Source organism: Pseudoalteromonas sp. APM04 (assembly GCF_022809815.1).
Lineage (GTDB): Bacteria > Pseudomonadota > Gammaproteobacteria > Enterobacterales > Alteromonadaceae > Pseudoalteromonas > Pseudoalteromonas marina.
Genome location: NZ_CP094441.1, coordinates 1185477 through 1207414 on the forward strand (window position 1 = coordinate 1185477; position 21938 = coordinate 1207414).

Consider the following 21938-nt stretch of genomic DNA (forward strand, 5'->3'; position numbering starts at 1 on the left):
AGTTAGAAGTAGTGCCTGCCAGTAAAAATAATCTTGAGCAAGAAAACACAAAACACAAAACTAAAGCGAGCGATTGCTGAGCTTACTTATGAACGAGATAAGTACAAAAAAATCTTTGACGCTTCGGCCGACGCGTATTCAGTTATCGATTTAAGCTCAGGTAAGTTTATAGAATGCAACCAAGCAGCTATTGATATGCACGGTGTTAATAGCATGGACAACTTTTTAAATCTTAGTCCTGCTGACTTGTCACCCGAGTTACAACCCTGTGGTAATCGTTCAGATGTTTTAGCTAAAGCGCATATAAATTGCGCCATAGAACAGGGCTTTCATAGTTTTAAATGGATACATTCGCGTTTAGATGGCACAACGTTTAACTGTTTAGTTAACTTGACTGGATTATTCATAGAGGGCAGTCAATTAATATTGGCGGTTGGTCGAGACATATCCGATATAGAAATAGCCCAAAAACAAATCAGTACCGAAGCTTCAGAAAAGCAGCGATTTAAACAAGCGTTTTTGGGAGAAAAAGAAAAGTTTGAAAAGTTTGTTGATTTGGCACCCGTTGGTATTGCAATTAATTCAATATCTGACGGCAGCTTTGAGTTTGTGAATGAGGAGTTTGTCAGAATCACAGGCTATAGCGTTGATGAGTTAAATCAAATGGACTATTGGCAGCTCACCCCTGAAAAGTATGAGAAGCGAGAACATGAACAGCTAGAATTACTTGCTAAATATGGCCAGTATGGGCCGTATCAAAAAGAATATATACATAAAAACGGCAATGTATATCCCGTATTATTATCGGGTATAAAAATTACAGATAGCAAAGGTGAAACATTTATTTGGTCTGTCGTTCAAGATATAGCTCATCAAAAACAGAGTGAGCAACAAATTAAAACGGCGAAAGAAAAGGTGGATTCTTTTGCTTTGCGTATGCAATTAGCCAATGACTCTGCGGGTATTGGGGTATGGGAGTTAGATTTAAAAACAGAAAAACTAGTATGGGATTCTTGGATGTACAAATTATACGGCATCTCAGAGTTAGAGTTTTCCTGCACATACCAAGCATGGCTAGATAGAGTTCATGTTGATGACGTTGAACATAATGAACGTGTGTTGGATGAAGCAATCAACGGGGTAGGCATTTACGACCCAGAGTTTCGCGTTGTACACCCTGATGGAAATATCCGGACAATTAAAGCAAGTGCAGAGATATTGAGAGATTCGCATGGCGTTGCCATAAAAGTAGTTGGTGTAAATTACGATGTAACCGAAAAAGTAGATGCAATAAGAAAATTGTTTGATGCAAAGTTAGCCGCTGAAAATGCAGCACAATCAAAAAGTGACTTTTTGGCTAATATGAGTCATGAAATTCGCACCCCTATGAATGCAATTCTAGGTGGTTTGCAACTGTTAAAAAATATTAATTTACCTGAGGAATTAAGGGCAGTACTTAAAAATGCCTCTTATTCGGGACAAAGCCTTTTAACTATTATTAACGATATTTTAGATTACTCTAAGATAGAGTCCAACCAACTACAGTTAGAAAAAGCATCATTCTCATTAACTGAGGTATTAAATTCTATAACCTATGACTTAGACTCCTTAGTTAGTGAAAAACGTATCGGCTTTACCGTAAATAAAGATGAAAGTTATAACGAATATTGGGTAGGTGATTTAGTTAGAGTTAAGCAAATAATATTAAATTTAAGCTCTAATGCGGTTAAATTTACAGATAAGGGAAGTGTTAAAATAAACGCGAGCAGTAAAGTTTTTGAAGGTAAAGAGGCTATATACCTAGAGGTTGTAGACTCAGGAATAGGGATGAGCAAGGAAGTTACTGAGCACATTTTTGAGCGGTTTACTCAAGCAGACTCCTCTACAACCAGGAAATATGGTGGAACAGGACTTGGCATGTCTATCACTATTAGTTTAGTTAAAATGATGGGCGGCGAAATCGATATCCAAAGTAAGCAAGGGCTTGGCACAACTGTCACGATTAAATTACCATTACCTAAAGCAAATAACATAGCAGATAAAGCCCCTAAAAAATCGTTTAAAGCGCCTAATTTACAGGGGAAAAAAATTCTTGTTGCCGAAGATAACAGTATTAATCAAGTGTTGATTAAAGCCATGATGGCTAAAACAAATGCCGATATTACAATTGTAGAAAATGGTCAATTAGCATTTGAAGCTGTTGGTTCCGAACGTTTTGACTTAGTACTTATGGATATTCACATGCCAATTATGGATGGGATTGAGGCTAATCAACAGATAAAAACAATACTGCCAAATTTGCCTATTATTGCGTTAACAGCAAATGTAATGGATAAAGACGTAAAACATTACTACCAGCAAGGTTTCATCTTTCATGTACCTAAACCAATCGATATCAACGAGTTATATGGCACACTCAGGCGTTGTTTGTATTTAATCGGTTAATTAATGTTGGCTATATAAAATAAGGCCTGTCCAATAGAAAAGTATTTGGTTTTGAAAATAACATCAGCAGGGTTTAAAAACTGCTGACAAATTTCTCGTAGAATATTGTATGTAATACTAATCCGCAATAATACTTAATCATTTTTCGAGGCTAAACATGTCGCTACCTGCGTTACAAAATGTTCATTTAGAGCAACTAAATAGTGATATTTTTGCCTAGCTATCAACACGTTTTTCCAGCCTCAAAATAGCTCACTTAATTAAGTGAATGGGTAAAATACTGGTTATTTTTCTATTTTACCTTTTAGAACATAAATTTCACCATCAAAGCTACCTTGAATAGTTAACCCTTGACCGGCAAGCTCTTTTAAGTATTCGATATGCTCTTCAGTGATGTGTTGCCCTGGAACTAATAACGGTATGCCTGGAGGATAGGGGGTAACTAAACCAGCACAAATACGATTATTGCTTTTAGCAATAGGCACCGACTCGCGTTCGCCATAAAAAGCATCGCCTGGAATACACGCTAAATCGATGGCTGGTAAGCTTTCTGGCAAGCGAGAGCGCCTTGTTGATTTGGCTAGTTTTACTCTCCCACTATCAAGTTTTTTTAATGCATTGTATAAACGAATAATCTTCGAACGAGTACCACCAAGCGTTAATAATACCAAAATTGTACTGTGAGTGTATTTTTCTATTTCTAGGCCAATTTCATCTAATAAAAACTTATGAATGTCTTTTAATGAGTAGGGTAATTCACTAATATCGATAAGGATTTTTAGTGGATCGTGACCCATATTATCTTCACTAAAGTGTGGAAATATTTCCATAAAATCGTCTTTACCCAGCACTTTAATGTATTTCAACGATGCCATTTGTTGTTTAAATTCGTCGACATGGTTTAACAAGGCATTAAGTAATTTATAGCCTTCCATTTCCAATTGTTTTTGGCATACGTCAAGCGAGGCAATAAGCTGATACTTGGGCGATGTACTGGCGTAAATACTGTAAATTTCTCTAAAAAAATCTGCATCGAAGTCTGGATCATTCACATGAATATAAGACGCCTGTGAAAACGCCGATACCACTTTATGTGCTGAATGAGTGACATAATCGGCTCCAGCATGAATGGCTGAGTAGTAACGCAGGCTCGGGTGAAACAAAGAGTAAGCAAACCAGGCTTCGTCAATGAATACTTTAATGCCGTGTTGATGGGCAAAATCCACAACTTGTTTTAAATCGCTTAATAAACCATCGTAAGTACAACCGGTAAGCACCAGTAGTTTTGCATCGGTATTTTGCTCTATTGTTTGTTTTATATCGGCTAACGAAGGTGGCGCAAAAATACCATATTTAGGGTTTAATATACTCGATAAATAAATGGGTAAACTGGCTGATTGCAAAATGCCATAATGAACAGATTTATGACAATTACGGTCAATAATGACCTTATCACCCTTACGTAACAGGGTTTGTAAAATAATTTTATTTGAAGTAGAAGACCCGTTAGTAACAAAGTAGGTATGCTTTACCTCAAACGTTGCAGCTGCAGATTCTTGAGCACGGCCAATGGTATTGGTGCTATCAGATAAAGAGCCTAACGAATCGACAGATACCGACAGATCGCCAACAAACACATTGCGGCCATAAAACTGATAGAAGTCTTTAATATAAGGCGAGTTTCTAAAGCTAGAGCCACCACTATGGCCCGGTGTGTGCCATGAATCGTTCGACTCGCCAACATAACGGCGATACGCAGTCCAAAACGGGGTTTCTGAACGGTCGTCAAAGTCGTTGATCATATAGCCTAAAATAGCTTCGGGGTCAGAAATAACCTCGTCTTTAAAGAAAAACGATTCAATTTCTTCTGACTCGTTGACTATTTCCAGTCCTTTAGTATCATCGCCAATTACATAAACTGGAAGCTCTAATCGAATGGCTTTTAACTGCTCAATAAAGCGGCTATACGTTCTCTCGCCAACCTTGTTTTGTAAATCCCAACTAAGTACAACAGCCTGAATATCACCATCTTCTTCAACACTTGTTATCGCATCTTTAAGCGTAAAACGCTCAAGAATATCGATATGGATATCGTCTCGCTCAAAATTTGGTATCGCTTTAGAGAGATTTGTAGACAACTCTTTTAAAGTGGCTTGGTCTTGCTCAATTAATAATATACGCAGTAAAGGCAACATAGGGGTTTTCGTAATAAAATCTTATAATACTCAGTAGCATAACCAATGCATTGGCACTTGTGAAATTAATACTTTGTAAATGTGCATTAATTATATTTTATGCACGTCCATGTTTAATGTTTCATTCTCAATAAAAGTTCACGCAAGCGAAAGTCCTACAACTGTTTTAAAGTAAAAAGTTGATCACTATGCGTAAACTTATCTTTTACTCTGTTTTATCTTTAAACTCACACAAGTCTTCAATAATACAGCTGCCACACTCAGGGTTACGGGCGGTACGCACATAACGACCATGTAGAATCAACCAATGGTGCACATCAGCTTTAGCCGAAACTTTAAATCCGCAAATGGTATCAGTTTTAACACTTGGCTAATCAACGCGCCTCTTAACCAGAGTTTGGAATTATTAGAATCAACAAATTTGGCTATCACTGAGGTATCTGAAAAAGCAGGCTTTAGTTCGGAGCAAATTTATCGTAAACACTTTGTACAAAAGTATGGGATCGCCCCGAAAGCGTGGCAAAAAATGTTTAAGAGCAAAAGTACTAGATAAATGCCATGGGATATTGATGCAAATAAGCCGTTTAATTATCTTTAATTATTCGGTTTTTTCTTTAAACTCACACAAGTCTTCAATAATACAGCTGCCGCATTTAGGTTTACGAGCAGTACACACGTAGCGGCCATGCAGAATCAGCCAGTGGTGGACATCAACTTTGAACTCTTTTGGCACTACTTTTTCGAGCTTTTTTTCTACTTCAACAACGTTTTTACCCATAGCAAATTTAGTGCGATTCGATACACGATCGATGTGGGTGTCGACAGCGATTGTCGGCCAGACAATGTATAATTAAACTAGATTGTGATACAGTCCTTTCATAATAGATAACTAACGATTTGAAAAGCCCTATGTCAGAAAAACCTTTGTTGTTCAGCTATGTGAGATTTTCTACTCAAGAGCAAGCCAAGGGACATTCCCTTAAAAGGCAATTAGATTATGCAAATAAAGTAGCTAAGGAAAGAGGATTATTATTGGATGAGTCTCTTACAATGAGAGATCTAGGCCTTAGTGCATATCATGGAAATAATATTAAAAAAGGTGCATTTGGAGTATTTTTAAAAGCGATAGAGGACGGTAATATCCCTTCAGGCTCAGTTTTGCTTATTGAAAGTCTAGATAGAATGTCAAGAAGGAAGGTCTCAGAATGCGCAAGTATTGTAACTCAGATAATCAATGCTGGTATTACAGTAATAACCGCAATAGACAACAAAGAATATAACAGCCAACTTATTGATGAAAACCCGTTTGAGTTACTTGCCATGTTGATGATCTTCATGCGAGCAAATGAAGAGAGTGAAACCAAATCTCAACGTGTACGAGATGTATTGAAACAGCAGTGTGATGATTGGAGTGCGGGCAAGCGTGGATTCAGAGTAAATTGTGGTAAGCCGCCTAGTTGGACTGTGTGGAATGATGATAAAAAAATATTTGAATTTGAGCCACATCATAAAAAAATTATGCTCCGCAAAATAGAGCTTTTTAAAAAAGGATATGGCGGCATAAAAATAGCAATGTTAATTAATAGTGAGTTTGGTGCAGGCACTATTCATCATACTGGTGCCAATGTATATAAAGAGGTTAAGCGTCGTTCACTTATTGGTGAGCTCAATGTAAAAGTAGGGAATGCAGAGTATGGCCTTAAAGGTTATTATCCTCCGCTGATGAGTGAATCTGAATTTAACTTTTTAGTCGCTGATTCATCTAAGCGTGGCGCTACTAAACAATCACAGAAGTTTGTTGGTATTTTATCTGGGGTAGGTGTATTTAAATGCGGCAATTGCGGAAAGTCTGTAGGTTCACATGTTGTTTATCGAAACAAATGTTTGAATGAAGTAAAAAGCAGCCATAAACGATATGGCTGTGTTGAAGCACGGCGAAAAAATAACTGTGAAATGAATTCAACCGTCCAAATTGATGTGATAGAAAAAGCAGTTGTCACTTTTTGCCAAGATAAGGTTAACCTACAGCGTATTTTGTTAAAAGGTGGAGATAGGGAGGCCATTAACAGCCAAGAGGCTAATCTTAGGGCGCGTTTAGTTAAAATTAATGGTGATATAGATTTATTTACTGAGGCTCTTCTGACTTTAAATGGAACTCCGCCACAGGCCATTGCTAACAAAATATCCAAACTTGAGTCTGAGGCACGTGATGTTGAGTCGCAGATTAGTATTAGTAAAAATAAGTTAGCTAGAATTGATAACTCATTTCGTGATGAAGTAACTGATCGGTGGTTATCAATTACTAAAAACCTTATAAAACTTTCCAACGACGAACGTCTAGCTATTCGTCAACTAGTTAAAGACACTTTTAAAAGCATCAGTTTACAATTAAATACATTTAGCGGCGATAAAGGTGGCCTCAATAATGTATTTGAGCGTCTGTTAGGTACCTCAAATGCTGATTACTTTGAGCTTTTACTTGAATTTCATAATGATAAGAGGCGTTTGTTACGTCTGCATAAACATACTGGTGAGCTAGTTAGTGGTTATGACTTTTGACGTAATTACGAAGAGGTCAGTTGCAAGTTTAACCTTGCAACAGGCCATACTTAATATTACTTAGCTAAAGGGCTTAGCTATTGAGGTTCTTTAAAATAATTAGGGTCAATACTTGTAAACTTAGAACAAAAGGTTTCAATAGTGTGGGCCAACATGGCTTCAAAGACCATTGACTCAACAACCATTCCTGACTGAATAATCTTACCTTGATTGGTAATTATCGCTAGCGCAAATCCTTTTTGCATTTGAAGTCCATCATTATTAGAAAAAATAATTTGCATAGAAACCTTTAATTTATTAAAAAAAGAATTGGTTAGCTTGAAGTTTTAATTAATCAAACTAATAGTACTATGATAACTAATTTCAATAAATTTCAAAAGTTTAGTGATTTTTTTGATGAACTTCTGAATACCTCCGCCAAATGGAGATTTACGTTTCATCTTGATTAAAATTCAGAAAAATATACAAAATTTTATTTAATTTTTTTTAGATAAATGGAGGATAAAGTAATTTTATTTGTGTTTTTTTTAAGCGATCGTTAGGGTTGGTTCATTAATTGTTCAATATTTTTATTATCAATAGGTAGGCTTAAGTTATTTTTCACACTGAATTATTTATGCACTTAAAGTGTAGGTTTACTTTCTGGACTTTTTAATAAGCTTGACTAAAACTATTGTTAGTATGGTCGCAGGTAATAGCCAAATATAATCAGTCATATTGTTCTACCTCAAAGTTAGGAACTTTTTTAACCTTAATGATTTTTATTCTTTTTGCAAATTTAGCCTACATAAACGTGATTTTCTATTTTTACCCATCGCATGGCCCTAGTTAATTTCAGGACAATTAACGAGGACAAATCATGAAAAATATTAAATCTCAATTTATTCGCCAATACGTTCGAGCCAGTAGATCTCCGTGGGATGACTGCTCTACAATTTTATTGTTAGCAGATGTAGTTAATGAACAAACATTAGAGTTAAATTTCAATAATTACATCTATTTACATAGAGATAGCGTTGGAAAAATACTTGGCATTAGTATTTCAAATAGTATGTTGGAAAAAAATCCAAGTTTTGAGAATAGGTATTTAGAAGGGCACGACATGACGCTTTTTTTACTTATCTACATAGAGCAAATAACACAGTTTTGTGAGCTGTTCTCTGAAGAGTTCCAGCAAATATTTATGCAAACGCCAACTGCATTTTTTGCAGCAACAGAAAGTGATTGGGTCGATATTATCGACAATGCATAACCCCCTAAGCGAACATTTGTTCGCTTTTTTAAAAATTTTTTTCGTAAACCGTTTTAAATACCCATGTCTGATTTTATTTACTAATACGTTATCGATTTTGATAACAAAACACACAAGGATAGTGAAAAAATGAAACATACATACGTATCAACATTGGATTTTTTAAATTTATTACACTCATTTAGCCGAGTAATCACCGCTAATGACCACCAGATAAACTTATTAGAATTACGCAGTGATAATGCGAATTTAGATGAGCTGTGGGAGGTTATTGGCCCTGAAATTACAGCAAATAGAGCGCTCAACCAGTATGCTATGCGAAAACTCACCTACGAGATTATGCATGCTCTAATTAGCGACCCAATAGAGCGTGTGGAGCTGCCGTGCGACTTTGAAGATGATGTTTTTGCTTAGTGTGAAATTGGAAATAATTAGCAGTTGAACTAGGTCATAATGGTTATTTTCAAATTAAAAAGTAACAGCCTGATCATGTCTCCCAAAATATGCCGTGAATCATTATTTGCTGATTCGTTGCCCTAACTGCAATAGCGTTTAATAGGGCATTTTACTCAGTTACTGAGTATCAAACCTGGGAGGAGGTCCTGCGCAAATACAGGATTTCGTTACGGTGGCTCAAAAGCGCAGTCATTGTAATCATGTTTGGCAGGGCGCATAGGTCAAATGCAAAAGGGAGGTAGATACGTCTACCTCCCTTTTGCGTATTTCAGTAAGGCAGTTAGTTCACTCAGTAGCCTCATTACAAATCATAGTGGCGTGGTAAAAAATTAAAAAAATAATTAATTTATATTTTAACCGCCAGAAATGAATTAATAAATCTATAAAAGTGCCAAATGAGTCTTTATTTTATCTTTTTCTATTTTAATACTTTTAGAGGGTCATAAGCTTGTGAATGAAATGAAATATTTAAGTGTTTGGTGGGCAATTTATATGTTTATTGTGGCACTTTATACGAAATGAGTAGGCAATTTATACGGTTTAGGGGGACACCTTTACCGTGAATAAATAAAAATTTTATTTACCAAAAAACTTACCGAAATTTCTTTTATTGGTTGGGTCGCGGTTAGCATAACACCATCAATTAGAAATGAGGTAGAGAGATGAGCAGTAAAAATTCTCCAAAAATTGTTTTCGCTAATAAATTACTACATGCGGGTTATTCGCTCGATATTAATGAGCAGCGATTAATAAATCTAGCGCTGTCTAAAGTAAATTCAAAAAAGCCTAACCCAGGAAAAATTGTGATTTATCCAACGGAATATGCCAAGTGTTTCGGCCTCAATAAAAGCAGTGTCTATGAGCAGCTGAGCGCAGCTGCAGAGTCACTAAGAGATAAATCTGTCACTATTTTAGACGATAGTGGGACGTCGCTTTCAATCCCCTGGGTGAGCAATGCTAGATATGAAAAGGTGAAAAATCAGGGCTCGTTTATCACATTGGAGTTCTCAAAAGACATCGAGCCCTATATTTTTAATATTGAGGGTGATTTCACAGAGTTATTTTTTCATAACACAGTAAAATTAAACAGTCTGGCATCATTTCGATTATACGCACTCCTTAATCGGGTGCGAAATTACCACAATTACAAACGACGGGGCGCGGTAGTTGTGAATTTTCAATTACCAGAGATGAAACAAAAATTATTTTTATCCGAATCATATGGAGCATGGCGGGATTTTAAGGCTCGCGTACTCATACCCGCTATTGAAAAAATCAATGCTCATACAGATATATGCGTAACGTTTAGGCCAAAAAAAATGGGCAATTGTATTACTGCGATTGAGTTTGCGTACTTCACCCAATGCCCTAGTAAAAGTGAACATATAGCACGGCCGAATCTATTTCGCCGCCCTAAAGTCAAAAAAGGGTCAGCTAAAGAAGGTGTCTGGGCTCGTGAAAACCTCAAGCTATTAAGAACCTATGAGTTGTTAAAACAGAATCAAAACCCTGATTTTAGGTTGGCAAAAGTCGATATTAGGCGCTGTATAACGTATGCAAAAATCCTTGGTGACGATGAAACTAAGATTTTTTACTCTAAACAATTGAACAAAAAAACCATAACGCCTTAATGTTTATACTACTGCATTACGAGTAAAACATTTTCTCAATTTCAGTGCACAGTTTAGTACGGTATATTATTGAGGCACGCAGCAGCTCAGCATCACTTTCACTGAGAAGTGGTGCTCGTGTTTTTTTGTCGTAACGTTCAGGTAGCTCCGTAAGTAGCTGCTCATGTAATCGTTTTATATCATCAAAAATTTTGACCGACTGAGAGAATAAAAAAATCTTACTGTAATCGCTTTTTTTTAACGAGGCCAAATATTTTAGCAAAATGACTTGTCGTGCAGTTTTGTTTTTAAACGAATGCTCAATCTCAATTGCTGCAACAGAGCCATCTAGGAGTCGTACAGCACCATCTACCGTTCGTGTATCAGATAGGTTATTAATACGTTTAAATTCAGGCTCGGTAATGAATCCACTCCACATTGGGGCGTACGTTTCATCACTGTGATAATTGTGTATACCGCGCAGCATGACAAATGCGTTAATTAGATTATGCATTATATTATTTTGATTGAACTGCAAAGAAGGATTTTTGTTGCTCCTAAAATGCACGTCAATGCCCATTAACTCCTCGGCAAATTTGGCTGCAGTATAGGTAGGCACGTAGACACGACCATCTGGACTGCGGTGTGTTTTTACCACACGCAATAGCCCATCTTTTTCTAGCCGGTTTAAATGCTCTAATGCCAACCGATGATTGATGCCATACAACCAACGAACAATGCCTGGGGTAATAATAGAAAACCGAATTGCAATAAGCACCGAGACCTTGGTTCTGTTAACCCCTTTTTGGTGGTTATTTGCGCCTAGATAATACCGCATATCAATATCAAAATAGCGAGGGTAGTGAGTATGAAGAGTGTTGTTCGTTTCTAAATATTTTGTTTGTTGCGACGTCAATTCACAAAATCCTTTTGGTAAGTTAATTATTAAAATTAACTAGTACCGCAACATAAAAATTATCATCTTTTTATAATTATATTGCCGTTTTTCATTCCGAGATGCTTTGACAGCATGCACGGAATCATTGTCGCGATAATTATCGCAACAAAGCCGCTTTCAGCGGATGGCCTCGTCGCTGCGCTACTCAACCATTGGGCCCAAAACGCCCGCCAGCTCTGGTGTTGCTCCGCAACGAGCTGACTCGACGCGCTATCGCGCTAGCGTTGTAGGCCCCGCGCGAATGCACCGAGCTACGCTCTGTACTGACCGCCATACTGCCGCGCCTGACAAGGCTGTGAGTTCCTCACTACTCGCCTTTTTCATCTGCTGTTATTTTCTCCGAAAATAGGTGGTTCGATACAATTTGTGCCAAATTTTAATCGAATTTCGCTGATGCGAAACACTATCGCGGTCAGTACAGACCAGCTGTACATTCGCGCTTTCTCCATGTGTCTACGGCTTCGCCTACACCACATTACGCGCTTGTTGGCCTCATTCTGAGGCGCTATTTTGCAGTTTTTCGTGCCGAAAAATGCGTTTTAAAAAACCTGTCTTGCAGACAAAAGCCGCCTCCAAATTAAACTTACTAATGAATTTTTTAGAAAAGAAAAAGGTTTTTTTTTGCTTAATAAAAATTAGCTTAATTAAGGGGGAGAGATTACTACTTATTCAAACTGTTTGTTGCTGAGCTGCGCAGTCAAACAAGTTTGTTTTTTATCACGAAATCATTAAATTTGATAGCAGAAATTAATGATTAATAAGGTTTAAAAATGAAAAATAATGACGTTACTGATATCGCGATTAATCCAGCCAGCGGTCTGCCTATTACGAATGCGAGTTGTAATATTGTTGATGTTGGCGGCAATGTGGTGGGCCAATCTAATCGAGTAATGACCGTTTATGAAATTGAAGATTCGATAGCCGATTCAAACAATGATGACTGTTTTGATGCTTTTGACCCGCTCGATGACGGTTTTTAATGCTCAAAATATTGAAAGTTTTTATCCAATACCGAATAGAAGTTGTCTATTCGATTATCGCATTTAGTGGCTCAGCTATACTATTTTTTCAATATCAATCAACTCAAAATTTTGCGTGGTTTATTTCGCTCACTTTATTCTGTAGCAAAATGGCTATTGGCATAATTAACTATGAGCAATATTGCCAAAGCAATAAGCGTAGTATGAAGATAGCGCTCAAATATTTGTTATTTAAATTTGTATAAAACCTGTTTATTTGTCCTAAACACAAAGCGCTCCGAGTTAATCAGGCGCTTTTTTAGTTTTATAAGTATTTAAGTTTTTGACCAGTCTGCCTTTAAGCTAGTTAAAATATTTTGATTCGACAAACATCAACGTATAAATTATGAAATATTAGATATCAAGTGTGGGCTTGTGGGTACCATCATTTCAGATGATTTTGAGCCACAGCTTGAGAATAACTACAATTTGAAGTAAAACAGGGCACAAAAATTGATATTTTTGATTAGAGCTTCAATTTTAATTTAGAGTAAAAGTATTTTCAGTTAGTGCCAGAGTAGGTCGGATAAGCTAAGCGCCATCAGACACAGTAAAATACTTTACCAATTATTATGTTGTCGAGTGGCTGGAGAGTGCCAAAAGCGGACACTTCTAGTCAATGGTGAGCAACGAATTTATAGCTTGCACAAATATCAGATGTACCTAAAAGTATTTGTAAGTTTAATTAAAGCAATATAGCTGACGAATCCCCACGAATGGCGTAGATAAAACAAATAGTTAGAGGCGAAGGGAACATTCATGGCAGTTCCCGATCTGATCTTTCGCCAAAAACACCTAACCATGAATGCTGCCATGAATGTAAAAACAATGCTCGCCGATTTCCTCTCATTTGTCACCCCCAAATGTATGCACAAAGCCCGATTTTTAGCTGTGGGGGCGGCAGTACAAAGCTTGATGCAGAATGGCCAATGCACGGTAACGGCTATCGGCCGTAATTTTGACAGTGAAACGTCATAAAAACACGGCATCAAACGAGCTGACCGTTTGCTAAGAAATGAAGCGCTTCAAGCAGAGGCGCCGCTTATTTATGGCGAAATGACCCGCTTGCTACGTCAGGGCAAACAGCCGCTGATTTTAGTGGACTGGAGCAATGCCGACACCGAAAAGCGCCATTTTATCCTGCGTGCCAGCCTGGCGCTGGAAGGTCGCCCACTGACGTTACATCAAGTTGTTGTGCCGATGGACGAGTATACGTGCCCACACGTACACAGGGCGTTTTTATACCGGTTAAAGCAGGTACTGCCGGCAGACTTTAAGCCGGTGATTATTACCGATGCGGGTTTTAAAGTGCCGTGGTTTAAGCAAATACGTAAGCTCGGCTGGCATTACATTGCCAGAGTTCGTGGCAACCAGACACTGCAACTACCCGGCCAGGATGCCTATATCACGGTTGCCAAAGCCTACAAAAAAGCACGCCCTACGCCCCAAGTCTTGGGTGAGGTTAAGCTGACCAAAGCCCAGCAATATCGCACTCAAGCCGTGCTGGTGGGCACCGGTTGGAAGCTGCGAAAATCCGACAAACACAAGCAATATAAAGAGCCGTGGTTGTTGGTCTCATCCTTGCCCAATTGCTTCGATTACGCGACGAAGATTGCCAAATGCTACGGCAAACGCATGCAAATAGAAGAGAGCTTCCGCGACCAGAAAAGCCAGACCTATGGCTTAGGTAGCGAAGCCCACCGTACTTATAAACGCGAACGATTGGAAGTGCTGTTGCTATTGGCGGCACTGGCAAATTGGTTGCATTACATGATAGGGCTGGCGGCAGAGCTGGCCGGGAAGCACTTGCAGTTTCAGGCTAACAGCATCAAACATCGGCGAGTACTCTCATTTAACTACCTGGGAATGCGATTATCAAAGGCCGCCCAGCTGGGCTTAACTGAAGAAGAGATACAAGCGGCAAGACGGCAAGTCACGCTCTGGGCCGCAGAGTTTGACTGGGGTGTCATCAAACTGGAAAAGAGCTGATACTATGGTCAAATTCGAGGGGATCCCTCAGCAAATATTCATAAATGTTTATACAGCATCAATTGACTTAGTCAAAAATTTGCATTAGTATTGGAGATGTATATTTGTAAGAGAATTTTATGTCTAAAGCATTTTCAAAAGTCTTAGTAATGACGCTTATGCTGGTTGCCTTTGTAGGGCAAGCATTTGCGTATTCTGCTATGCCTTGCGAAATGTCATCAGGTTCTCACGAATCACACATGAACATGAACATGAACATGGATCATGGTGATATGAATAAAAGCAGTAATGGTCAATCAGAAGATTGTTGTGACGTTGAATGTATTTGTCCTGCAAATGCTTGCTCATCTACGACAGTCCTAAATTCCAGTATTGATTCGACAGATATTCAAATATTCAGTGAATCTGTAGCTGCTCTGCAATCTAAACAACCTCATTCAATTTCCACTTCCCTTTATCGTCCACCAATTTTTGCCTAATACAGGATTAGTGCGTCCAAATTTCTCGCACATGTAATTAATTTTTCTGTTAGTCAATATAGCGTCGTAGCGCTATAGATATTTTCCAGCGATGTCTGGGGGCAAAAATGATCAATAAGTATTTAAAAATAGCAGTAGTAATGCTGCTTTCACCTGCGTTTGCAAACGCCAACGAACATAACCATGCACACAATAACGACGTAACACCTTTGGAGTTAATCGTTTATAAAACCCCTACTTGTGGGTGTTGTAAAAAATGGATAACTCATATTGAAGACAAAGGGATCGTTGCGCATTCCAAAGATTTCCGAAACATCGGCAACATCAAAACTAAGTATGGTATCAAACCTAATTACCGTTCATGCCACACGGCAGTGAGTAGAAATGGATTTGCCTTTGAAGGTCATATACCTGCTAAATTTATTCAGCAGTTCTTATCAGAAGAACATCCCAATGCGATTGGGCTTTCAGTTCCAGCAATGCCAGTTGGCTCTCCCGGTATGGAAGTCGATGACCGCTTTATGCCATACAACGTGTTAATTCTATTTAAAGATGGAACGAGCAAAGTCTATGCAAAAGTTAAGACATACGAGGAGCAATTCTAATGAAATTGAACTCTTCAAACCTTACTTCACTTTCAACTGCATTAATACTCGGCTTATCTGTATTCTCAGCTCAAGCTGAGAAAGTAGTGTCGCTTGAACAAGCTATCACCTTAGCTCAGCAAAATGATCCTTGGCTTCATGGTAGCCGATTGAAACAAAGTGCAGTTGAAAATAGAAGTATTGCTTCAGGTACTTTGCCTGATCCGAAAGTATCGCTAGGGATAATGAATTTACCAACAGATACTTGGGATTTAGATCAGGAAGGAATGACTCAGCTAAAGGTTGGCGTCTCTCAAATGTTTCCGAGAGGCGACAGTCTAGAGATCAAGAAAGACCAGTTACAAATTGAGTCCACGAAATTTCCACTGTTACGAGAGGATCGTAAAGCTAAGTTGAAAAGCCAAGTGTCACAACTTTGGTTAGATGCTTACTTAGCCCAACAAACTATTAAATTGATTGAAGATGATTGGTCTCTCTTTGAGCAGATGGCGGAAGTGGCTAAAGCTAGCTATTCAAACGTTGTTGGTAAAACTAGACAGCAAGATGTTATTCGTGCTCAGTTGGAAATCGTGCAGTTAGATGACAGATTAACTTCGCAAAAGCAGAAACTAGAAACGACAATCGCTCGTCTCAATGAGTGGCTTCATATTTACGATGCGGATCGTTTGAATGAATCATTCAACTTTGACGCGCAACCATTAGAGTTTAGCGTCTCAAAAGAATTGCCTTCGATTCAATTGAATAATCCAACAGTCCTAAAAGCATCTAATTACTCAAGAAATCTATTGGCTCAGGAGCTTTCGAATCACCCAGCCATACTTGCGATTGATATAAAACGCAAAGCTTCAGAAAAAGGAATTGAGTTAGCCAAACAGCAATATGAGCCGCAATGGGGCGTTAATGCTAGTTATGCCTATCGCGACAATATGCCCTCTGGTGATAGCCGAGCTGATTTATTTTCTGTTGGGGTAACGTTTGATTTACCCTTGTTTACCGAGAACAGACAAGATAAGCAAGTTGCAGCTTCTATTGCAGATTCAGAGGCTGTTAAAACCGAGAAACTATTGCTGACAAAGCAAATGATCAGTGCGGTGGAAAAGGAGCTTAGACAGCTTAAGCGTTTATCTGATAGACAATCTATCTATCAAGAACAACTCCTTAAACAAACTCATGACCAAGCGGAAGCGTCTTTGACGGCTTACACCAATGATGATGGCGATTTTGCCGAAGTTGTTCGAGCAAGAATTGCCGAATTAAATACCAGAATATCAGCTTTAAGAATTGATGTTGATGCACTTAAAACAGTTACTCGCATCAACTATTTCTTTGCGCATTCTCAATCTAACTCAAATGCTGAACATAAGTCGATGCAAACTTCACACAAAACTAATCAGCACTTATCCAATAAGCAATTTGGAGAAAAATAATGTCAACGAATACAAAAACAATTATTGCCATCATCATTGGGGCAGCACTTGGTGCTGGAGCATTGAGTTTATATCAAGGTACTGGCTCAAACAGTAATAGTAATGAAGCAACATCAGGAGAAAAAAAGCCTCTGTATTGGGTTGCACCGATGGATTCTAATTACCGCCGGGACAAGCCCGGTAAGTCGCCTATGGGGATGGATTTAATTCCTGTGTATGAGGAAGGATCATCTGGTGATGACTTTGGCCCCGGAGCAGTAAAAATTGCGCCTCATGTAGTGAATAACCTTGGGGTTCGCACTGCACCTGTTGAACTGAAAAATATGCATACTGAAATCTCAACGGTAGGTTACGTTCAATATGATGAAGATAAGCTAATTCATATCCACCCACGGGTTGATGGCTGGATTGATAAACTTTACATCAAAGCAGCAGGTAACCCTGTAGAGAAAGGGCAGCCTCTTTATACACTATATTCTCCTCAGTTAGTTAATGCTCAGGAAGAGCTGTTAATAGCGTTAAAGCGCAACAATAGTTCTTTAATTTCAGCAGCCAAAGATCGCCTAAAAGCGTTACAGCTTTCAGCAGACTTTGTTCAAAAGCTAGAAAAGACACGAAAGGTTCAGCAAACAATTACCTTTTATTCACCACAAGCAGGTGTTGTCGATGGTTTGAAGGTTAGAGAAGGTTTTTATGTAAAGCCGGGAAACACCTTATTAAGCATTGGCCAGCTAGATCAAGTTTGGGTTGAAGCAGAAGTGTTTGAACGTGACGCAGCCTTAATTAAAAAAGGACTTCCTGTATCAATGACACTGGATTATTTACCCGGTGAGGACTGGGCTGGTGTCGTTGATTATGTTTATCCAACATTGAACAGTAAAACACGCACACTCCGAGTGAGATTGAAATTTGATAACACAGACTATCAATTAAAACCAAATATGTTTGCACAAGTATCTATTCACGCTAATCAAGCTGATAGCACCATCCTCGTGCCTAAAGAAGCCGTTATTAGAACAGGTAAACAGGACAGAGTAGTACTTGCGTTAGGTGATGGGCAATTTAAATCTATTGAAGTGACTATTGGCCGGGTTGATATCGACAGCATCGAAATATTAGACGGCTTAAATGAAGATGACGTTGTGGTGACATCTGCCCAATTCTTGATTGATTCTGAATCAAGTAAAAGCTCTGACTTTAAACGAATGACTCATGATGAAGTGCCTAACTCTGTTTGGATGCAAGGGGATGTTAATAGTGTTATGGCAGGGCACCGCATGGTTAATATTTCACATGGCCCTGCTGAAGCTTGGGATTGGCCTGAAATGGTTATGGATTTTACTGTGGCTGAAAAAGTCGATATTGACTCATTAAAGTCAGGTCAATCTTTGCACTTTGAAGTGAGCAAAACCGAAGACGGTGGATATGAAATTACTGGAATTCATATCATGAGTGAGCCTGAAGTATCATCAGCAACAGTATCTGGTTTGATCAATGCGATTGATATTGATACACGGATTCTAAATATTAGCAGAGGCCCAATAGAGAAATGGGATAGACCTGCTGCGACGATGGATTTTATCATCGCGGACAATATAGAAATGGTTGATTTCAATGTCGGTGATAATGTCACTTTCACTTTTGAGGTTAGAGATGACTTAGTTATCACTGACATTTCTCTTGAATCAGATGAACAACACGGCAAGGAAAATAAAGCTGCTGTTGATCATTCTAATCATTAAGTGGGAGAAAAATAATGATTGAATCAATTATTAGATGGTCTATCGGCAATCGTTTCTTTGTTTTGTTGATTACCTTAATTATCGCGTTTGGTGGTTTGTATTCATTACAAAAAACACCAGTAGATGCACTCCCCGATCTTTCTGATGTGCAGGTGATAATTAAGACGAGCTATCCGGGACAGGCACCACAAGTAGTGCAAGATCAAGTGACGTTTCCCCTTACTACAGCCATGTTGTCAGTACCGGGAGCGCAAACTGTTCGTGGTTACTCATTTTTTGGTGATTCCTACGTCTATATCATTTTTGATGATGATACTGATTTGTATTGGGCTAGAAGCAGAGTACTTGAATACTTAAGCCAAGTAGCATCAAGCCTGCCTGATTCGGCAAAACCACAATTAGGACCTGATGCGACAGGTGTGGGTTGGGTATACATCTACGCTTTAACAGATAAGTCAGGAAACCATGATCTAAGCCAATTAAGAAGTATTCAAGACTGGTTTTTAAAGTATGAACTACAAACTGTTCCGGGCGTGTCTGAGGTTTCCGCCGTTGGCGGTATGGTTAAGCAATATCAGGTACAAGTCGATCCCGACAAGCTCAGAGCTTATAACGTGCCGTTAAGTCATATCCAAATGGCACTTAAACGAGGCAATAAAGAAACTGGCGCATCCGTTGTGGAAATGGCGGAAGCTGAATATATGGTTACTGCTACGGGATATATTCAATCAGTTGGAGACATAGAGAAAATTCCACTTGGTATTAACGAGCAAGGCACGCCATTGCGTATTGGTGATGTTGCTACCGTAAATTTAGGGCCTCAAATGCGCCGTGGTATCGCAGAGCTTAATGGTGAAGGCGAAGTTGTTGGTGGTGTTGTCGTTATGCGCTTTGGTGAAAATGCCCAACAAACCATAAACGGGGTAAAAGAAAAACTTGAATCGCTTAAATCTTCTCTACCAGAGGGGGTGGAGATTGTTCCTGTCTATGACAGATCGAAGTTAATAGCTCGTGCTGTTGATAATCTTTGGAGCAAGTTGCTAGAGGAGCTTGCAGTCGTTGCTATTGTCTGTGTGGCTTTCCTATTTCATCTTCGCTCATCTATTGTGGCAGTTGTTACTCTGCCATTAGGTATCTTGGTGTCGTTCATTATCATGTATATGCAAGGCATCAATGCCAACATTATGTCTTTAGGCGGTATCGCTATTGCGATTGGTGCGATGACTGATGGTGCAATAGTGATGATTGAAAATATGCACAAGCATATGGAGAAAACACCACTAACAGATGAAAATCGCTGGCAAATTGTTGCTAAGGCTGCGAGTGAAGTAGGCCCTGCACTATTTTTTAGCTTACTGATCATTACAGTCTCATTCTTACCTGTATTTATCTTGGAAGCGCAAGAAGGAAGAATGTTCTCTCCGCTCGCCTATACAAAAACCTATGCAATGGCGGCATCAGCAGGTTTGGCGATCACATTGGTGCCTGTTTTGATGGGCTACTTTATTCGAGGCAAAGTTGTTTCTGAAAAGAAAAACCCGTTAAACCGATTATTGATTGCTATCTACATGCCTGTTTTAAAGCAAGTCATGAAGTTTCCAAAATCGACAATAGTAGCAGCAATATTAGTGACTATCGTTGGCTTTTGGCCTGTCGATAAAATTGGTAGTGAATTCATTCCGCCATTGGATGAAGGCGATCTCATGTATATGCCTACTACCTATCCCGGTATTTCAATTGGTAAAGCAAGGGAGTTATTGCAGCAAACAGACAAGCTTATTCGCACTGTGCCAGAAGTTGAAACTGTATTTGGTAAAGTAGGAAGAGCTGAAACTGCAACCGATCCTGCACCTTTAACCATGATTGAAACCTTTATTCAATTGAAGCCACAAGAGCAGTGGCGAGAGGGTGTGACTACTGAATCGTTAAAAGCTGAGTTTGATAAATTGGTTAAGTTTCCGGGCTTAACGAATGCTTGGGTTATGCCAATCAAGACCCGAATCGACATGTTAGCAACAGGCATAAAAACGCCTGTGGGTATTAAAGTCGCCGGACCAGAGCTTGATGTGATTCAGGAAATCGGCCAACAAATAGAGCAAATTTTACCCGAAGTTACAGGCACAGCATCAGTTTACTCAGAGCGAGTTGCAGGTGGACGATATATCAAGGTTGATATTTCACGCGATAAGGCAAGTCGCTTTGGGTTAAACATCGAAGATGTTCAACAAGTGGTTTCTACAGCTATTGGTGGTATGAACGTTACCCAAACGGTAGAAGGTCAAGAGCGTTACCCTGTTAACTTACGCTATCCGCAAGACTATCGAGACTCTCCTGAGCAGCTATCACGATTACCTGTTGTAACACCAAGTGGTCAACGCATTGCACTAGGTGATGTCGCAGATATTCGAGTTGAGAACGGTCCGCCGGGAATTAAGAGTGAAAATGCTCGTTTAAATGGCTGGACGTTTATCGATATAGACGGTGTTGACGTAGGTACTTATGTTGAAAGTGCAAAAATACACTTGGCTAATAATCTAAAACTACCAGCAGGTTATTCAATTACTTGGGCTGGGCAATACGAATATATGGAAAGAGCGAAAGAAAAGCTCACCTATGTATTGCCTTTAACACTCGCCATTATTGTTATTCTACTTTACTTAAACTTCAGAGCGTTTAGTGAGGTGGCTATCATTATCGTTACCTTGCCGATGGCGATGATTGGTGGCTTATGGTTGATGTATCTGGAAGGGTTTAACTTCTCTGTGGCTGTTGGCGTGGGCTTTATTGCTCTAGCTGGGGTAGCGGTTGAGATTGGTGTGATAATGTTGGTTTATCTCAATCAGGCACTTGCTGAGCTTAAGGAAAAAGCTGAAGAGCGAGCTGAACCTATCTCTGATGATGCATATCAAGATGCATTATTGCACGGTGCAGGCTTACGAGTTCGTCCAGTAATGATGACAGTTGCAACAATCATTATCGGCTTGATGCCCATTTTATATGGTACAGGAACAGGTTCGGAGATTATGAGTCGTATTGCTGCACCTATGGTAGGCGGAATGACAAGTGCTGTGCTACTCACTCTTATTGTGCTCCCAGTAATTTACTCAATCGTTAAAAAGCCAGAATTAAACGCCTTTAACAAGGAGCTTTCTAAGGCGGAGCTAAAAAGTAATGCTTAGCGAAGTTAAGAAACCATAAATAG

The 21938-nt window shown here is 39.0% G+C and carries 14 protein-coding genes and 3 pseudogenes; 12 read left to right on the top strand and 5 right to left on the bottom strand.

The genetic code is table 11. From position 1 onward, the window contains the following. The first annotated feature begins 33 nt into the window (after positions 1–33). Positions 34–2445 (top strand): PAS domain-containing hybrid sensor histidine kinase/response regulator, encoded by a 2412-nt coding sequence (locus MTP24_RS05650; protein ID WP_243533178.1) that lies wholly within the window; start codon positions 34–36, stop codon positions 2443–2445. A 284-nt stretch (positions 2446–2729) separates the two neighbouring features. On the opposite strand, the gene MTP24_RS05655 is transcribed toward MTP24_RS05650, so the two are convergent. From MTP24_RS05655 to MTP24_RS05665, 3 genes and pseudogenes are all read right to left on the bottom strand, one after another. Beyond that, positions 2730–4640 (bottom strand): aminotransferase class V-fold PLP-dependent enzyme, encoded by a 1911-nt coding sequence (locus MTP24_RS05655; RefSeq protein WP_008131420.1) that lies wholly within the window; start codon positions 4638–4640, stop codon positions 2730–2732. 205 nt (positions 4641–4845) lie between these two features. Then, a pseudogene (locus tag MTP24_RS18980) lies at positions 4846–4976 on the bottom strand (endonuclease III); the annotation flags it as partial. A gap of 262 nt (positions 4977–5238) precedes the next feature. Continuing rightward, positions 5239–5478, bottom strand: a pseudogene (locus MTP24_RS05665) (endonuclease III); the annotation flags it as partial. Between the two features lie 71 nt (positions 5479–5549). Here MTP24_RS05665 and MTP24_RS05670 point away from each other — a divergent pair. Beyond that, complete coding sequence (locus MTP24_RS05670; RefSeq protein WP_004589241.1) at positions 5550–7199, top strand: recombinase family protein; 1650 nt, start codon at positions 5550–5552, stop codon at positions 7197–7199. A 77-nt stretch (positions 7200–7276) separates the two neighbouring features. Here MTP24_RS05670 and MTP24_RS05675 read toward each other — a convergent pair whose 3' ends face one another. Then, positions 7277–7480, bottom strand: coding sequence for a hypothetical protein (locus MTP24_RS05675; protein WP_004589242.1), 204 nt, complete (start codon positions 7478–7480; stop codon positions 7277–7279). 578 nt (positions 7481–8058) lie between these two features. Here MTP24_RS05675 and MTP24_RS05680 point away from each other — a divergent pair. The 3 genes from MTP24_RS05680 to MTP24_RS05690 all read left to right on the top strand — a co-directional run bounded on the left by MTP24_RS05680 (position 8059) and on the right by MTP24_RS05690 (position 10538). Continuing rightward, on the top strand, positions 8059–8451 hold the full coding sequence (locus MTP24_RS05680; protein ID WP_004589243.1) for a hypothetical protein: 393 nt from the start codon (positions 8059–8061) through the stop codon (positions 8449–8451). Positions 8452–8580: 129 nt separating this feature from the next. Continuing rightward, complete coding sequence (locus MTP24_RS05685; RefSeq protein WP_004589244.1) at positions 8581–8865, top strand: hypothetical protein; 285 nt, start codon at positions 8581–8583, stop codon at positions 8863–8865. A 704-nt stretch (positions 8866–9569) separates the two neighbouring features. Then, on the top strand, positions 9570–10538 hold the full coding sequence (locus MTP24_RS05690; protein ID WP_243533180.1) for a replication initiation protein: 969 nt from the start codon (positions 9570–9572) through the stop codon (positions 10536–10538). A 16-nt stretch (positions 10539–10554) separates the two neighbouring features. Here the strand turns inward: MTP24_RS05690 and MTP24_RS05695 are convergent, their stop codons facing one another. Further along, a complete protein-coding gene (locus MTP24_RS05695; RefSeq protein ID WP_243533181.1) occupies positions 10555–11433 on the bottom strand; it encodes a hypothetical protein in 879 nt (292 codons plus the stop codon). An 812-nt stretch (positions 11434–12245) separates the two neighbouring features. Between MTP24_RS05695 and MTP24_RS05700 the strand changes: the two genes are divergently transcribed. The 7 genes and pseudogenes from MTP24_RS05700 to MTP24_RS05730 all read left to right on the top strand — a co-directional run bounded on the left by MTP24_RS05700 (position 12246) and on the right by MTP24_RS05730 (position 21915). After that, the gene (locus MTP24_RS05700) at positions 12246–12455 is read left to right on the top strand and encodes a hypothetical protein (protein WP_064664176.1); all 210 of its coding nucleotides are present in this window, start codon (positions 12246–12248) and stop codon (positions 12453–12455) included. Positions 12456–13307: 852 nt separating this feature from the next. Beyond that, positions 13308–14483: pseudogene (locus MTP24_RS05705) on the top strand (IS4 family transposase). A 119-nt stretch (positions 14484–14602) separates the two neighbouring features. Then, on the top strand, positions 14603–14962 hold the full coding sequence (locus MTP24_RS05710) for a hypothetical protein (protein ID WP_004589251.1): 360 nt from the start codon (positions 14603–14605) through the stop codon (positions 14960–14962). A 107-nt stretch (positions 14963–15069) separates the two neighbouring features. Then, positions 15070–15567 (top strand): DUF411 domain-containing protein, encoded by a 498-nt coding sequence (locus tag MTP24_RS05715; RefSeq protein WP_004589252.1) that lies wholly within the window; start codon positions 15070–15072, stop codon positions 15565–15567. After that, positions 15567–16994, top strand: coding sequence for a TolC family protein (locus MTP24_RS05720; protein WP_243533183.1), 1428 nt, complete (start codon positions 15567–15569; stop codon positions 16992–16994). The genes MTP24_RS05715 and MTP24_RS05720 overlap by 1 nt, the downstream gene beginning before the upstream one ends. Next, a complete protein-coding gene (locus tag MTP24_RS05725) occupies positions 16994–18736 on the top strand; it encodes an efflux RND transporter periplasmic adaptor subunit (RefSeq protein WP_243533184.1) in 1743 nt (580 codons plus the stop codon). Before MTP24_RS05720 ends, MTP24_RS05725 begins: the two co-directional genes overlap by 1 nt. 14 nt (positions 18737–18750) lie before the next feature. Beyond that, positions 18751–21915 carry an efflux RND transporter permease subunit gene (locus MTP24_RS05730; RefSeq protein ID WP_243533187.1) on the top strand — a complete coding sequence of 1055 codons (3165 nt, stop codon included), beginning with the start codon at positions 18751–18753 and terminating at the stop codon, positions 21913–21915. Positions 21916–21938 lie beyond the last annotated feature (23 nt).